Source organism: Streptomyces sp. NPDC051561, from assembly GCF_044454195.1.
Classification (GTDB): domain Bacteria; phylum Actinomycetota; class Actinomycetes; order Streptomycetales; family Streptomycetaceae; genus Streptomyces.
The window spans coordinates 116,111-131,050 of sequence record NZ_JBITDM010000002.1 but is presented as its reverse complement, the minus strand read 5'-3'; the positions used below and the strand labels follow the sequence as shown (position 1 = coordinate 131,050).

14 protein-coding genes are annotated in these 14,940 nt (G+C 69.9%); 9 read left to right on the top strand and 5 right to left on the bottom strand.

Features of this window, described 5'->3' with window-relative positions; all coding sequences use genetic code 11:
- Positions 1-20: 20 nt before the first annotated feature.
- The 4 genes from ACIA73_RS04935 (at position 21) to ACIA73_RS04920 (ending at position 3,467) form a co-directional block, all read left to right on the top strand.
- A complete protein-coding gene (locus ACIA73_RS04935) occupies positions 21-938 on the top strand; it encodes a F0F1 ATP synthase subunit gamma (RefSeq protein ID WP_399436876.1) in 918 nt (305 codons plus the stop codon).
- On the top strand, positions 938-2,380 hold the full coding sequence (gene atpD / locus ACIA73_RS04930; protein WP_399436875.1) for a F0F1 ATP synthase subunit beta: 1,443 nt from the start codon (positions 938-940) through the stop codon (positions 2,378-2,380). The genes ACIA73_RS04935 and atpD overlap by 1 nt, the downstream gene beginning before the upstream one ends.
- Before the next feature lie 128 nt (positions 2,381-2,508).
- The gene (locus ACIA73_RS04925; protein ID WP_399436874.1) at positions 2,509-2,883 is read left to right on the top strand and encodes a F0F1 ATP synthase subunit epsilon; all 375 of its coding nucleotides are present in this window, start codon (positions 2,509-2,511) and stop codon (positions 2,881-2,883) included.
- A 137-nt stretch (positions 2,884-3,020) separates the two neighbouring features.
- Complete coding sequence (locus tag ACIA73_RS04920) at positions 3,021-3,467, top strand: DUF2550 domain-containing protein (protein WP_399436873.1); 447 nt, start codon at positions 3,021-3,023, stop codon at positions 3,465-3,467.
- 92 nt (positions 3,468-3,559) lie between these two features.
- On the opposite strand, the gene ACIA73_RS04915 is transcribed toward ACIA73_RS04920, so the two are convergent.
- The 3 genes from ACIA73_RS04915 to ACIA73_RS04905 form a co-directional block, all read right to left on the bottom strand.
- Positions 3,560-5,440 carry a glycosyl hydrolase family 18 protein gene (locus ACIA73_RS04915; RefSeq protein ID WP_399436872.1) on the bottom strand — a complete coding sequence of 627 codons (1,881 nt, stop codon included), beginning with the start codon at positions 5,438-5,440 and terminating at the stop codon, positions 3,560-3,562.
- A 197-nt stretch (positions 5,441-5,637) separates the two neighbouring features.
- On the bottom strand, positions 5,638-6,327 hold the full coding sequence (locus ACIA73_RS04910; RefSeq protein WP_399436871.1) for a response regulator: 690 nt from the start codon (positions 6,325-6,327) through the stop codon (positions 5,638-5,640).
- A complete protein-coding gene (locus ACIA73_RS04905) occupies positions 6,324-7,532 on the bottom strand; it encodes a sensor histidine kinase (RefSeq protein WP_399436870.1) in 1,209 nt (402 codons plus the stop codon). The genes ACIA73_RS04910 and ACIA73_RS04905 overlap by 4 nt, the downstream gene beginning before the upstream one ends.
- A gap of 157 nt (positions 7,533-7,689) precedes the next feature.
- On the opposite strand from ACIA73_RS04905, the gene ACIA73_RS04900 reads away from it, so the two are divergent.
- Positions 7,690-8,268 (top strand): hypothetical protein, encoded by a 579-nt coding sequence (locus ACIA73_RS04900; protein ID WP_399436869.1) that lies wholly within the window; start codon positions 7,690-7,692, stop codon positions 8,266-8,268.
- A gap of 26 nt (positions 8,269-8,294) precedes the next feature.
- On the opposite strand, the gene ACIA73_RS04895 is transcribed toward ACIA73_RS04900, so the two are convergent.
- Entirely contained in the window at positions 8,295-8,867 is a 573-nt protein-coding gene (locus tag ACIA73_RS04895; RefSeq protein ID WP_399436868.1) for a cob(I)yrinic acid a,c-diamide adenosyltransferase, read from the bottom strand.
- A 204-nt stretch (positions 8,868-9,071) separates the two neighbouring features.
- On the opposite strand from ACIA73_RS04895, the gene ACIA73_RS04890 reads away from it, so the two are divergent.
- The 3 genes from ACIA73_RS04890 to ACIA73_RS04880 all read left to right on the top strand — a co-directional run bounded on the left by ACIA73_RS04890 (position 9,072) and on the right by ACIA73_RS04880 (position 13,366).
- Positions 9,072-9,920 carry a 3-hydroxyacyl-CoA dehydrogenase family protein gene (locus ACIA73_RS04890; RefSeq protein WP_399436867.1) on the top strand — a complete coding sequence of 283 codons (849 nt, stop codon included), beginning with the start codon at positions 9,072-9,074 and terminating at the stop codon, positions 9,918-9,920.
- 247 nt (positions 9,921-10,167) lie between these two features.
- Entirely contained in the window at positions 10,168-10,491 is a 324-nt protein-coding gene (locus tag ACIA73_RS04885; RefSeq protein ID WP_399436866.1) for an STAS domain-containing protein, read from the top strand.
- A gap of 283 nt (positions 10,492-10,774) precedes the next feature.
- Positions 10,775-13,366 carry an ATP-binding protein gene (locus ACIA73_RS04880; RefSeq protein ID WP_399436865.1) on the top strand — a complete coding sequence of 864 codons (2,592 nt, stop codon included), beginning with the start codon at positions 10,775-10,777 and terminating at the stop codon, positions 13,364-13,366.
- Positions 13,367-13,534: 168 nt separating this feature from the next.
- Here ACIA73_RS04880 and nucS read toward each other — a convergent pair whose 3' ends face one another.
- Positions 13,535-14,206, bottom strand: coding sequence for an endonuclease NucS (gene nucS, locus ACIA73_RS04875; RefSeq protein ID WP_399436864.1), 672 nt, complete (start codon positions 14,204-14,206; stop codon positions 13,535-13,537).
- A 236-nt stretch (positions 14,207-14,442) separates the two neighbouring features.
- Here nucS and ACIA73_RS04870 point away from each other — a divergent pair, with 236 nt between their 5' ends.
- Positions 14,443-14,835, top strand: coding sequence for an SCO5389 family protein (locus ACIA73_RS04870; RefSeq protein WP_389249014.1), 393 nt, complete (start codon positions 14,443-14,445; stop codon positions 14,833-14,835).
- The last annotated feature ends 105 nt before the right edge of the window (positions 14,836-14,940 follow it).

Sequence of the window (14,940 nt, the reverse complement as noted above, 5' to 3'; positions counted from 1 at the left end):
CGACGGAAGGGACCTGACTCATGGGAGCGCAGCTCCGGGTCTACAAGCGTCGCATCCGATCCGTCACCGCGACCAAGAAGATCACCAAGGCGATGGAAATGATCGCCGCGGCCCGCATCGTCAAGGCTCAGCGCCAGGTGGCGGCTTCCATGCCGTACGCCGGTGAACTGAACCGCGCGGTGACGGCGGTGGCGACCGGATCCAACACCAAGCACCCGCTGACGACCGAGGTCGAGGCCCCGACCCGGGCCGCGATCCTGCTCATCACGAGCGACCGCGGCCTGGCCGGCGGTTACTCCTCCAACGCCCTCAAGGCCGCGGAGAAGCTCACCGAGCGGCTGCGCGGCGAGGGCAAGGAGGTCGACACCTACATCGTCGGCCGCAAGGGTGTCGCCTACTACGGGTTCCGCGAGCGCAAGGTCGCGGACTCGTGGACGGGCTTCACCGACAGCCCCACCTACGCGGACGCCAAGCGTGTGGCCGGCCCCCTCATCGAGGCCGTCACCGCCGAGACGGCCGAGGGCGGCGTTGACGAGCTGCACATCGTCTTCACGGAATTCGTGTCGATGATGACGCAGAACCCGGTCGAGAACCGGATGCTGCCGCTCTCGCTCGACAAGGTCCAGAAGGAGGAGGGCGCGAAGGAGGAAATCCTTCCGCTGTTCGACTTCGAGCCCTCGGCAGAGGACGTCCTGGACGCCCTGCTGCCGCGATACGTCGAAAGCCGTATCTACAACGCACTGCTTCAGTCCGCCGCTTCCGAGCACGCCGCCCGCCGGCGCGCGATGAAGTCGGCGACCGACAACGCCGGGGATCTCATCAAGAGCCTGTCCCGGCTTGCCAACGCGGCCCGCCAGGCCGAAATCACCCAGGAAATCAGCGAGATCGTCGGTGGCTCCAGCGCCCTCGCCGACGCGAACGCGGGGAGTGACAAGTAATGACGACCACTGTGGAGACGGCCGCCGCCACGGGCCGTGTTGCCCGTGTCATCGGCCCTGTCGTCGACGTGGAGTTCCCCGTCGACGCAATGCCGGAGATCTACAACGCCCTCAAGGTCCAGGTCGCCGACCCGGCCGAGGACGGCAAGCTCAAGACGCTGACCCTGGAAGTCGCCCTGCACCTGGGTGACGGCCTGGTTCGTGCGATCTCGATGCAGCCCACCGACGGCCTGGTCCGCCAGGCTCCGGTGACCGACACCGGCGAGGGCATCACCGTCCCCGTCGGCGAGATCACCAAGGGCAAGGTGTTCAACACCCTCGGCGAGATCCTGAACAAGCCGGAGGCCAACGCGGAGGTGACCGAGCGGTGGCCCATCCACCGCAAGGCCCCCTCGTTCGACCAGCTTGAGTCGAAGACCGAGATGTTCGAGACCGGCGTCAAGGTCATCGACCTTCTCACCCCGTACGTCAAGGGTGGAAAGATCGGTCTGTTCGGTGGTGCCGGTGTCGGCAAGACCGTGCTGATCCAGGAAATGATCTACCGCGTGGCCAACAACCACGACGGTGTGTCGGTGTTCGCCGGTGTCGGTGAGCGCACCCGTGAGGGCAACGACCTCATCGAGGAAATGGCCGAGTCCGGCGTCATCGACAAGACGGCGCTTGTCTTCGGTCAGATGGATGAGCCGCCGGGCACGCGTCTTCGCGTGGCCCTGTCCGGCCTGACCATGGCGGAGTACTTCCGCGATGTGCAGAAGCAGGACGTGCTCTTCTTCATCGACAACATCTTCCGCTACACGCAGGCGGGTTCCGAGGTCTCCACGCTCCTCGGCCGCATGCCGTCCGCGGTGGGTTACCAGCCGAACCTGGCCGACGAGATGGGTCTCCTCCAGGAGCGCATCACGTCGACCCGTGGTCACTCGATCACCTCGATGCAGGCGATCTACGTCCCCGCGGACGACCTGACCGACCCGGCGCCGGCCACCACCTTCGCCCACCTGGACGCGACGACCGTTCTGTCGCGCCCGATCTCGGAGAAGGGCATCTACCCCGCGGTGGACCCGCTCGACTCCACGTCGCGCATCCTGGACCCCCGCTACATCGCGGCGGACCACTACGCGACCGCGATGCGTGTCAAGGGAATCCTTCAGAAGTACAAGGACCTCCAGGACATCATCGCGATCCTCGGTATCGACGAGCTGGGCGAAGAGGACAAGCTCGTTGTCCACCGCGCCCGTCGCGTCGAGCGGTTCCTGTCGCAGAACACCCACGTCGCCAAGCAGTTCACCGGCGTCGACGGTTCGGACGTACCGCTGGAAGAGTCGATCCGCGCGTTCAACGCGATCTGCGACGGCGACTACGACCACTTCCCCGAGCAGGCGTTCTTCCTGTGCGGTGGCATTGAGGACCTCAAGGCCAACGCCAAGGAGCTCGGCGTCAGCTGACGCCGAGCACCACCTGTAGTGCCGTACGTGTGAGAGGGGCGGGCCCGCCCCGCCCCTCTCCCGTACACCCCCTAGACTTTGACCCAACACCCGGCAGCAGTGCCGGGTGGTGACCCGAGGAGCCACCCTTGGCTGCTGAGCTGCACGTCGAGCTGGTCGCAGCGGACCGCAACGTCTGGTCCGGCGAGGCCACCCTGGTCGTCGCGCGCACCACGTCCGGCGACATCGGCGTGATGCCCGGTCACCAGCCGCTTCTGGGTGTGCTGGAATCGGGCCCGGTGACCATCCGTACGAGCGAGGGCGGCACTGTCGTCGCCGCTGTGCACGGCGGTTTCATCTCGTTCGCCGACAACAAGCTGTCTCTGCTCGCGGAGATCGCCGAGCTGGCCGACGAGATCGACACGGCCCGTGCCGAACGGGCGCTGGAGCGCGCGAAGGAGGCCACCGACGCGGCCGCCGAGCGCCGCGCGGACGTCCGGCTGCGCGCGGTGGCGGGACACTGATCCCGCCTCGCGACGAGATTTTTCCCTCAGCCGCGGCTCGTACTGGATACTTCCGGGACGGGTCGCGGCTGAGGCGATGCGTGAGAAGTTTTCCTGTTTCCGTAGTGGTACTGGATGAGGCGAGGAGGTCGTAGGAGATGATCCTCGCTCTGCTTGTGTGCGGCTCTGTCGTCCTGCTGGTGCTGGTGGGACTCTTTGTCTTCGGGCTGCGACGGAGGCTGATCCAGCGCTCCGGCGGCACCTTCGATTGTTCGTCGCGCTGGGACATCCCCGAGGAGCTGGACACGTCCGGCAAGGGCTGGGTGTACGGCGTGGCCCGCTACAGCGGCGACCGGATCGCCTGGTTCCGGGTCTTCTCGTACTCGCCCAAGCCCCGCCGTGTGCTGGAGCGTTCGGCCATCGAGGTCGTCACCCGCCGCTCGCCCCAGGGCGAGGAGGAGCTGGCGCTGCTGTCCGACGCGCACATCCTGGGCTGTGTCCACCGGGGTACGCGGCTGGAGCTCGCGATGAGCGAGGACGCGCTCACCGGGTTCCTGGCCTGGCTGGAAGCGGCGCCTCCGGGCCAGCGCGTCAACGTGGCTTAACCGTCCGCGGACGTGACAAAGGCCGGGAAGTCGGGGGCGGACCCGACTTCCCGGCCTTCTCCCGTGGGGGAGCGGGGGGTGTGGAGCAGTGGCTACTTCAGGCCGGAGTCGATCGCGGTCACCAGCTCACCGTTGGCCGTGTCGCCACTGAACTCCCAGAAGAAGGCGCCGCCCAGGCCCTGAGCCTTGGACCAGGCCATCTTGGAGTTGATGGTCGCCGGGGTGTCGTAGCTCCACCAGTTGGTGCCGCAGTGGGCGTACGCCGTGCCGGCCACCGTGCCGTTCGAGGGGCAGCTGTTCTTGAGGACCTTGTAGTCCTCGATGCCCTGCTCGTACGTGCCCGCGGCCGGACCCGTGGCGGTGCCGCCCGGCTCCTTCTGGGTGACGCCGGTCCAGCCTCGGCCGTAGAAGCCGATGCCGAGCAGCAGCTTCTTGGCGGGGACGCCCTTGGCCTTCAGCTTGGCGATGGCGTCGGCGGAGTTGAAGCCGGCCTGCGGGATGCCCGGGTAGGAGGTGAGCGGGGAGTGCGGGGCCGTCGGGCCCTTGGCCGCCCACGCGCCGAAGAAGTCGTACGTCATCACGTTGTACCAGTCGAAGGACTTGGCGGCGGTGGCGTAGTCGGCGGCGTCGATCTTGCCGCCGTCCGAGCCGTCCGCGGTGATGGCGGCGGTGACCAGGTTGTTCGCACCGAACTTGGTGCGCAGTGCGGAGGAGAGGTTGCCGAGGGCGGCGGGACCGCTGGTGTCGCAGGTCAGGCCGCAGGCGTTGGGGTACTCCCAGTCGATGTCGATGCCGTCGAAGACATCGGCCCAGCGCGGGTCCTCGACCAGCTTGTGGCAGGAGTCGGCGAACGCGGCCGGGTTCTGGGCCGCCTGGCCGAAGCCGCCGGACCAGGTCCAGCCGCCGAAGGACCAGATCACCTTGATGTGCGGGTACTTGGCCTTCAGCTTGCGCAGCTGGTTGAAGTTGCCGCGCAGCGGCTGGTCCCAGGTGTCGGCGACGCCGTCGACGGACTGGTCGGCGGTGTACGCCTTGTCGTAGTCGGCGTAGGCGTCACCGATGGTGCACTTGCCGCCCTGGACGTTGCCGAAGGCGTAGTTGATGTGGGTGATCTTCGCGGCCGAGCCCGACGTCACCAGGTTCTTGACGTGGTAGTTGCGGCCGTAGACACCCCAGTTGGTGAAGTAGCCCAGCTTGACCTGGTCGCCGGGGCCGGGCCCCGGGTCGGTGCCGCCGCCAGTGGTCTTGACCGCGACCGAGCCGCTGGCCGGTCCGGTCTGGTCGGCGGTGTCGCGGGCCTGCACCGAGTAGGAGTAACTGGTGCCCTTGGTGAGGGCGTTGTCGGTGTACGTCAGGCCGGTGACGGTGGCCACCTTGGCGCCGTCGCGCAGCACGTCGTAGTTCTTGATGCCCTTGTCGTCGGTGGCCGCGGTCCAGGTCAGCTTGGCCGAGGTGTCCGTGACGGCGCCGGCCACCGGGGTGCCGGGGGCGCTGGGGGCGGCGTCGCCGGGCTGGGTGTCGCCGTCGCAGGAGAGGCCGTTGAGCTTGCAGCCGCTGGGGCTGCCGGAGCCGGTGCCGTTGAAGCCGAAGGTGACGGCGGCGCCGGGGGCCAGGGTGCCGTTCCACGAGAGGTTCTTGGCGGTGACGTGGTTGCCGGAGGTGGTGAGGGTGGCGTCCCAGGCGGAGCCCGCCTTGGTGCCGGTGGGGAAGTCCCACTCCACGGTCCAGGAGGAGAGCGAGGTGGTGCCGGTGTTCTTGACGGTCCAGGAGCCTTCGAAGCCGGAGCCCCAGTCGGACTTCTTGGTGTACGTCGCGGTGGCCGTGGCCACCGCCATCGCGGCGGGCTCGGCCTGAGCGGGGGAGGACAGAGCGGTCATCGCGGAGAGGGGCAGGGCCAGTGTGGCTACCGCGGCCACGATGCGCGCTCTGAAGCGCGAGGTGCGCGGGGGACTTTGGGGGGTTGCAGTGCTCAAGGGTTGCTCCCGAGAGAGAGGTCCGACATGACGGGGGTGGGACCTGCGCCGCCTGGTGAGCACGCCCGTACCGGGGGAGGCATGGTCATGGCGTGCTCACCACTGCAGTGCGGCGAGCGTGCCAAGGTCTGGACCAATCGTCAAGAGGTCTGGACCAGAGAAGGTGAATCCCGTCCCGGGTGTCCGGCAGCTTTCCCTCAGGTGTCGGACTGGAGTCCCAACTCCTGCGCGAGCACGGCCGCTTGCACCCGGCTGCGCAGCCCGAGCTTGCCCAGCAGGCGGCTGACGTGGGTCTTCACGGTGGCCTCCGCCATCCCCAGGCGTACGGCGATCTCCGCGTTGGACAGCCCCTCGCCGAGCCGGGCGAGCACCTCGCGCTCGCGCCGGGTCAGCGGATCCAGGACGGCGGGGTCGGGGGCGTTCTCGTGGGGGACGGGCGCCGGGGTGGCGAACTCGGCGATCAGCCGGCGGGTGACGGCCGGCGCGATCAGGCCCTCACCGCGTGCCACGGTGCGGACCGCTTCCAGCAGGTCCTTGGCCTCGGTGTTCTTCAGGAGGAAGCCGGAAGCGCCCGCGCGCAGCGCGCCGAAGACATAGCTGTCCAGGTCGAAGGTGGTGAGGACCAGCACGTCGGCGAGCTGCTCGGCGACCACCAGCCTGGTGGCCGACACCCCGTCCAGCCGGGGCATCTGTACGTCCATCAGCACGATGTCCGGGCGCAGCTCGCGTGCCAGGCGCACCGCCTCCTCGCCGTCCGCCGCCTCGCCGACGACCTCGATGTCCGGGGCGCTGCCCAGGATGAGGACGAGCCCGGCGCGTACCGCCGACTGGTCCTCGGCGACCAGGACCCTGATGGCTCCCGGGCTTTGGGTGGGGATGCTGCTCATGCTGATGGCTCCGTATCGTCCTCGGCCGGGAGCTGTGCCCGTACCTGCCAGATCTTCGCGCCGTCCTCGGCACTCGCGGGGCCCGCCGTCAGCTCGCCGTCCAGCAGGGCCACCCGCTCCTCCATGCCCACGAGACCCGCACCGGAGCCCGGGGCGCGCGGACCCGGGCGGTCGGCCTCGCCCTCGTACGGGCTGGAAACTGCCACGGTCAGGGTGTCCCCGGTGTGGGCGAGGACGACGGTGACCCGGCCCGGGGAGGCGTGCTTGAGGGTGTTGGTGAGGGACTCCTGCACGATCCGGTACGCCGCCAGCTCGACCGGCGCGGGCAGCCGCAGCCCCTGGGGACGGTGGTCCTCAAGCACGAAGGCGAGGCCGGTGTCGGCGCCGAACACGCGGGACTGGGCGAGGAGCGCGTCCAGGCCGTCGAGGGTGGGGGCGACGGCCGGTTCGTCGCTCTCGCCGCCCTTGCGGAGCAGACCGATCAGGCGTCGCATTTCGGCCAGGCCCTGGACGCTGTTCTCGCGGATCACCGAGAGGGCCTGGAGGGAGGTCTCCGGCTTGTCGATGGACAGGGCGGCCGTGGAGTGGATCGCGATGGCGGAGAGGTGGTTGGCCACCATGTCGTGCAACTCCCTCGCCATCCGCGCCCGTTCGGCGACCACTGCCTGGGTACGGTCCATCTCGGCCAGCAGCGCGGTCTGTTCCGCGCGCAGCCGGGCGGCCTCGGTGGCCTCCCGCTGATTGCGCAGGGTGACGCCGGTGATCGCGGGTGCGAAGGAGACCACCCCGACGATCATGCCGAACAGCAGGGCCTCCGGCGTGCGGAAGTACGCCAGCATGCCGACGGTCGCGGTCAGGGTGACCATCCCGGTGGTGACCGGAATCCGGCGGGCCGCCCGCGCCGTGCCGTAGACCACGGCGGCGTACACCAGGTCACCGAAGATGACGACGGTGGCGAGGTTGCCCCGGGTGAACTGGTCGGCGACCAGGAAGAGGGTGCCGCCCGTCAGGGCGACCTGCGGTGCCGTCCTGCGCAGCAGCTCCAGGCTCGCCATGCCACACAGCGGGACCAGGGTCACCCAGGCCGGCAGCAGGTCGCGGTTGCTCTGGTTGTGCAGGCCCAGGACGTACAGCAGCAGCCCGGCGAGCAGGCTGCACACCGAGAGCAGGATGTCGTCCCGGTGCGGGCGCGGAAAACGGGTCACGCTCACCATCCAACACGGCGTCCGGCGCCCGGGGCTCCCCGTACAGGTGGAAAGCCGACTACATCGAAGGATGCAGCGCGGATTCCTCACTGGCGACGATGACCCGGCAAAGGGGTGTGGGAGATCCTGAAGGAGTAATCGAGGAAGGAATCCGATCATGATCGTCGGCTTGATCATCGCGTGTGAAGTGGCCTTCTGGGTGTTGCTGTTCGCCGGACTCGCACTGCGCTACCTGGCCAAGATGCCCCGGCTCGGGGCGGCGGTGCTGCTGTGCGAGCCGATGCTCGAAGTGGTGCTGCTCGTGGTCACCGTCATCGACCTGCGGAGCGGCGCCACACCGGACTGGAAGCACGGTCTGGCCGCCGTCTACATCGGCTTCACGGTCGCGATGGGCCACCACGTGATCAAGAACATGGACGTCCGGTTCGCCCACCGGTTCGCGGGCGGACCCGCCCCGGTGAAGCCCCCGAAGTACGGCAAACCGCGCATGATCCACGAGTGGAAAACCGCCGCGCGCTGGCTGCTGGCCTGCGCGATCGCGGCCGGGCTGCTCCAGATCGCCATCTGGTACGTCGGGGACGCCGGGCAGACCACCACGCTGGTGGGCTGGCAGAGCAAGGCCGGGATCGTCGCGGTGATCAACCTGATCATCGCGGGCAGCTACACCCTCTTCCCGAAGACCGCTCCGGCGCCGGACCCGGACGAGGAACGGGTCCGGGCCCACCTCGGCAAGTAGCCGCCGGGCGCCCGGCGGTCAGCGGCTCAGCGTTCGCCGCCCGGCACCCACAGGACGTCGCCGACCGACTTGTTGGCCGTCCGGGCGAGGATGAAGAGCAGGTCGGACAGCCGGTTGAGGTACGTCGCGGTCAGCGGGTTCATGGAGTCGCCGTGCACCTCGAAGGCGGCCCAGGTCGAGCGCTCGGCGCGCCGCACCACCGTGCACGCCTGGTGCAGCAGGGCCGCGCCGGGCGTGCCCGCCGGAAGGATGAAGGAGCGCAGCTTCTCCAGCTCCTCCAGGTAGCTGTCGCAGTCCGACTCCAGCTTGTCGATGTACGACTGTTCGACGCGCAGCGGCGGGTACTTGGGGTCCTCGACGACCGGGGTGGACAGGTCGGCGCCCACGTCGAAGAGGTCGTTCTGGATCCGGGTGAGGACCTTGACCACGCCCGCCTCCAGGTTGCCCAGGGCGATCGCCGTGCCGATGGCCGCGTTGGCCTCGTTGGCGTCGGCGTAGGCGGAGATCCGCAGATCGGTCTTGGCGGTGCGGCTCATGTCGCCGAGAGCGGTGGTGCCCTTGTCGCCGGTACGGGTGTAGATGCGCGTCAGATTGACCATGCGTACGAGCCTAGCTACCCCGCGCACCCGCGCCCGTACCAGTGTGATGTCCGTCATGTGAGACGTGACGCGCATCTCTTCGCCGCCCCTGGGGGCTTTCCTGGCGATAGCCTCCGCCACAGGACAACGAACACCCGGTAACCCGCCGCGCTTTCAGAGTTGCGGCGGACCCGGCGTCGGAGCAGCAGTCAAGGGGAGTGTGCAGTGGCCAGGAAGCTTGCCGTCATCGGTGCCGGTCTCATGGGATCGGGCATCGCCCAGGTCTCGGCGCAGGCGGGCTGGGACGTGGTCCTGCGCGATGTGACCGAGGCGGCGCTGACCCGTGGCACCGACGGCATCAAGGCCAGTTACGACCGCTTCGTGAGCAAGGGCAAACTGTCGGCCGAGGACGCCGGGGCGGCCCTGGCCCGGATCACCACCAGCACCGAACTGGACGCCGTCGCCGACGCCGACATCGTGGTCGAGGCCGTCTTCGAGAAGCTGGAGGTCAAGCACGAGATCTTCCGCGCGCTCGACAAGATCGTGCGCGAGGACACCGTGCTCGCCTCCAACACCTCCGCCATCCCGATCACCAAGATCGCGGCCGTGACGGAGCGTCCGGAGCGGGTCGTCGGGGCGCACTTCTTCTCGCCGGTGCCGATGATGCAGCTCTGCGAACTGGTCCGCGGCTACAAGACCAGCGACGAAACGCTCGCCACCGCACGTGAGTTCGCCGAGTCCGTCGGCAAGACCTGCATCGTCGTCAACCGCGACGTGGCGGGCTTCGTCACCACCCGGCTGATCTCGGCGCTCGTCGTCGAGGCGGCCAAGCTGTACGAGTCGGGCGTGGCCAGTGCCGAGGACATCGACATCGCCTGCAAGCTGGGCTTCGGCCACGCCATGGGCCCGCTGGCCACCGCCGACCTGACCGGCGTCGACATCCTGCTGCACGCCACCAGCAACATCTACACGGAGTCGCAGGACGAGAAGTTCGCGCCGCCGGAGCTGATGCGACGCATGGTCGACGCGGGCGACATCGGCCGCAAGAGCGGTCAGGGCTTCTACACGCACTGAGGCTTTTACTGGCACTGATCGAGTGGTGCGGGGCCGTCCGCACCACTTTCACCCCATGGGGTGAATTTCATACCGATTCGCCTTCAGACGGCAACTTCTTCGGCTGTTCGGCAGTCAGTTGAGGGACAGGCAAGCAGGAACCGGCACGCGGGAACCGGCACGCAGGAACAAGAACCGGCACGCAAGAATCCGGCACGCAGAACCGGCACGCAGGCAACAGGCACGCAAGCACTCGTGGGGAGCGCACATGTACATCAGGGGCGATCACGTCGAGCTGGTCGTCGGGGGCCGCCTCGACGTCCGCAGCGCGGCGGACGCCCGTACGGTCCTGCACTCGGCCGTCGACGACGGAGCGGGCGACCTGGTGCTCGACCTGACCGGGCTGGACTCCTGGGACGCCACCGGACTCGGCGTCATCATGGGTGCGCACCGGCGGGCCGGCCGCTGCGGGCGCCGTCTGGTGCTGCGCGGGGTACCGCCGCAGATGCAGCGGCTGCTGGTGGCGACCCGGCTGCACCGGATCCTGGCGATCGAGGGCGGACTCGCGGCGGATTCACTGCCTCGGGTATGAGCTTTTGGGGGTCCTTGGGCCCGGCCGTCGGGGCCTGACCCCGATTGCCACGCAAGGGTTGCCGCGCGGCGCAATCCTGACAGGACTGTGACGTCCCCAAGGCCCCGCGCCCCCCGGTGCTCATAGATAATGTGCGAAGGTCTAGGGTTCGGTCGCCTGCCGCTTGACGAGCCCAGTTAATGGATGCACCCACGTCGGCGGGCACCGGACCAGAAGCGACAGCGAGCGTGCGAAAGGCCGGGAGGGGCAGTTACGCACGCAACGCATCTGGGGGGCTTTGACCATGGACCCGATAAACCGGGGACCTGAAGAGTACGGCCAGGACAACAACGGCAACAACGACGAGCGGGAGGGTTCGCGCCGCCGCGACCCCATGACCCGTGATCTCGGGCCGAGCGCGTCACCCGCGCCGGTCCGCGCTGTCCAGCTCACGTCCGGCGACTTCCTGCTGACCATCAACCCGGTGGACGGCAGCGAGATCGAGCACTGCCCGCCCGGCGAGCGCCCCGCGGCGCCCGTCCGGTACCCGGCCGCCGACCGCGCCGACCTGGCGCGCACCGCCAAGCCGGCCCTGCCGCCCGGGCCCACCACGCCCGAACTGCCGCTCCTGGAGCGCCAGGAGGAGCGCGAGCAACTGGTGGGACTGGTGTCCCGAGGCCGTTCCGTACGGCTGGTGGGCTCCCCGGGATCGGGCCGCACCGCACTGCTCGACGCCGTCGCCGCCGACTGCGCGGACCTCGCGCCGGACGGTGTCGTACGGCTCTCCGGCTACCGGCGTACGCCGTCGGAGCTGCTGCACGACCTGTTCGCGGCGGTCTTCAAGGCGCCGGGGCACCGGCCCGACAGCGATGAACTGCACCGGTATGTGTACGAGATCGGTGCCGTCGTCGTCCTGGACGACCTGGAGTTCGGCGGGAGCGCACTCCAGGACCTGCTGGACGCGACGCCCGAGTGCGCGTTCCTGATCTCGGTGACGCCCGAGGCCGCCGCGCAGTCGCCGACCGGGCTCCTTGAGGACGTGCTGCTCGGCGGGCTCGGCCGGGGTTCCTCGCTGGAGCTCCTGGAGCGTGCCGTGCAGCGGCCGCTCACCGACGAGGAGGCGAACTGGGCGGGCGACCTCTGGTTCGAGTCGGAGGGGCTGCCGCTGCGGTTCGTGCAGGCCGGCGCGCTGCTGCGGCAGCGGGACATCCTGCGCGCCGACCCCGGTGCGTTCGACGAGTACGGGTACTTCACCGAGGCACCGCTGGACGCGCCCTTCGACGCCGAGGACGGACACGACGTACCGCTGCCGACCCTCGCGGAGGGCATGGCCCCGGTCGCGCCGCTGGCGTCACGGCTGAGTGAGTCCGCGCGGGAGACCCTGCGGTTCGCACTGGCGCTCGGCGGTGAGGTGCCGCACCAGGCACATCTGCCGGCGCTGGTCGGGGACACCCACGCGGACGCCGCGCTCGGCGAACTGCTCGGCTGCGGGCTGCTGTCGCCTTCCGGTGCGCGCTACCGGCTGGCCGCCGGGGCCGAAGTGCAGCTCTACGACGCCGGATACGGCGACGACGCTGCCGAGTACGCGCTCAACGCGGCCCAGCACTACGCCTGGTGGGCCGGGCACCCCTCGGTGACGCCGGAGCGGATCTCCGCCGAGGCGGACGCCGTGCTGGCCGCGCTCGGCGCGCTGGTGCCGGGCACCGAGGCGGGGCACCCGAGTGCCGCCGTGCTGCTCGCCCGTACCGCTGCTCCCGCCTTCGCGGCGGGGATGCAGTGGGGCGCCTGGGAACGGTCGCTGCGGTCCGGCGCTGAGGCGTCGCGGGTGGCCGGGGAGGTCGGCGAAGAGGCCTACTTCCACCACGAGTTGGGGATTCTGGCGCTGTGCGCGGGCCGGCTGGACCGGGCGCGGGCCGAACTGGAGACCTCGATAGGGCTGCGCGGCGCCCTCGCCGACAAGCGGGGCACGGTGGCCGCGCGGCGGGCGCTTGCGCTGGTGACGGACCGCAGTGGCGGGGGGCCCGGGCCTGTCGTGGCGGGTGCGGGTGCGTTCGCCGCGGGTGCGGAGTCCGCCTCCCGCTCGCCGTTCGACACTCCCTACGACCCGTTCACCGAGCGTTCGTCGGCGGGTGAGGAGATGCCCGCCGCACGGTACGAGGAGTCGGCCTCGCCGCCCGCGGGGGTGGGGGCGCTTCCCCGGCTCCCGGACGTGGACGAGCCGTTGGTGCACCGGACCGTGGGCTCGGCGGCTGCGGGAGGGCCGCCGTCGCGCCGGTCCATGCTCAGCGGCGCCCGGCGCAACCTGGTCGCCGCAGGGGCGGGCGCACTGCTCGTCGCCGTACTCGGCACCGTGGTCACGCTCGGCGCGACCGGCAACAAGCTCGGCGGCGACGGCGACAAGGTCGTCCCCGGGCAGTCCGCCAACCAGGACGCCGGCAAGGGCGGCCTGGACGCGGACAAGGCCGAGGGCTCCGAGGGCAACGGCTCCGGCGGCGACAACGGCAGCGACGGCGCGGGCGAGCCCGGACTGCCCGCCGCCGACAGCACCAGCCGGGACAAGGACACCCGGTCCCCGGACGACCCGACGTCGACCACACCCCCGGGCTCGACCGGAAAGCCGGACCCGACCAGGCCGACGGACCCGACGACCACACCGGGGAAGCCGACCACCCCGCCGACGAAGCCGACCACTCCGCCGACCCGGCCGACCACCCCACCGACGAAGCCGACCACTCCGCCGACCAAGCCGACGGACCCGCCGACGACACCGGCCCCGGACCCGACGACACCCAAGCCGGACCCGCCGACCTCGCCGGACAAGCCGCCAACGTCGCCGGACGACAAGCCGCCGACCTCTCCGGGCACGGTGAGCGCTCCGGCACCCACGACCACCTAGAGCGCACACGAAGAGGAGAGGGGGGGGGGGGGGGGGGGGGGGGGGGGGGGGGGGGGGGGGGGCCCGCGCGCCCCCCCCCCCCCCCCCCCCCCCCGGCGCGGGGGGGGCCCCCCCCCGGCGCGGGGGGGGCCCCCCCCCCCCCTCTCCTCTTACCGAGAACCGCTCCGGTCAGAACAGCCGCAGCTTGTCGTCCTCGATGCCCCGCATCGCGTTGTAGTCCAGCACCACGCACCGGATGCCCCGGTCGGTGGCCAGCACCCGGGCCTGCGGCTTGATCTCCTGGGCGGCGAAGACGCCGGTGACCGGGGCCAGGTGCGGGTCGCGGTTGAGGAGTTCGAGGTAGCGGGTGAGCTGCTCGACACCGTCGATGTCACCGCGCCGCTTCAGTTCCACGGCCACCGTCGCGCCGTCCGCGTCGCGGCACAGGATGTCGACCGGGCCGATCGCCGTCATGTACTCGCGGCGGATCAGCGTGTAGCCCTCGCCGAGGGTCTCGATGCGGTCGGCGAGCAGCTCCTGAAGGTGCGCTTCCACGCCGTCCTTGATGAGCCCGGGGTCGATCCCCAGTTCATGGCTGGAGTCCTGGAGGACTTCCTCCATCGTGATGATCAGTTTCTCGCCCGCCTTGTTGATCACCGTCCAGACACCGGCTTCGTCGCCGGTGCCCTCCTTGAGGGTGCAGGGCGGGGACATCCAGTTGAGCGGCTTGTACGCCCTGTCGTCCGCGTGAATGGAGACGCTGCCGTCCGCCTTCACCAGGATCAGACGGAGGGCGGAGGGCAGATGGGCGGTGAGCCGGCCCGCGTAGTCCACGGAGCAGCGGGCGATGACGAGACGCATGGGCAGCAACGCTACTCGACGAGACGGGGTGGACGCGATTCGCCCCGTACGACCCCCTTCACAGCGCCCGTGCGCCCCCTGTGCGATGGCCGGTTGTATGCGCAATCCCCTGTCGCGCTGCGGGTAGCGCGCTTACCGTGGATGCGGGAGGTCGTCGTGCGTGCACGCTGCGTCGCCGCTTTCCCTGCCCTGCCCGGAAGACCCCGTCTCTGTGCGGGGTCGCGAGAGGAGAACCCATGTCGCTCGACGTCTCACCGGCTCTGTTGGAACAGGCCGAGCGAGGCGAGGTCGACGAAGCGGAATTCGTCGACTGCGTCCGGACCTCCCTGCCTTTCGCATGGGAGATGATCAGCTCGTTGGTGGCTCAACTGAAGGTCGACGGCGGTCAGTTCGCCGACAACCAGACGCCGCCGCCCAACGAGCAGGCTCGTGGCCAGCTGCTTCGGGCCCTGGCGAGTGACGCCATCCGAGGTTCGTTGGAGCGTCACTTCGGAGTGCGTCTCGCGTTCCAGAACTGCCACCGTGTAGCGGTGTTCCCGCTGGACTCCTCGGTCGACGAGCGGCTCGCCCGCTTCACCTCGATCCGTGGCCAGCTGCTCAACCAATCGCCGGAACTGCGGGACTGCTGATCGTTTGAAGCTGCCGCTCCGGTGTCGCGGGAGGTGTGTTGACACTGACGCCGGGGCGGCAGCTCCCCAGGTAGCCACCCCTCGCCGGGTCCCCGCCCGGCGGTC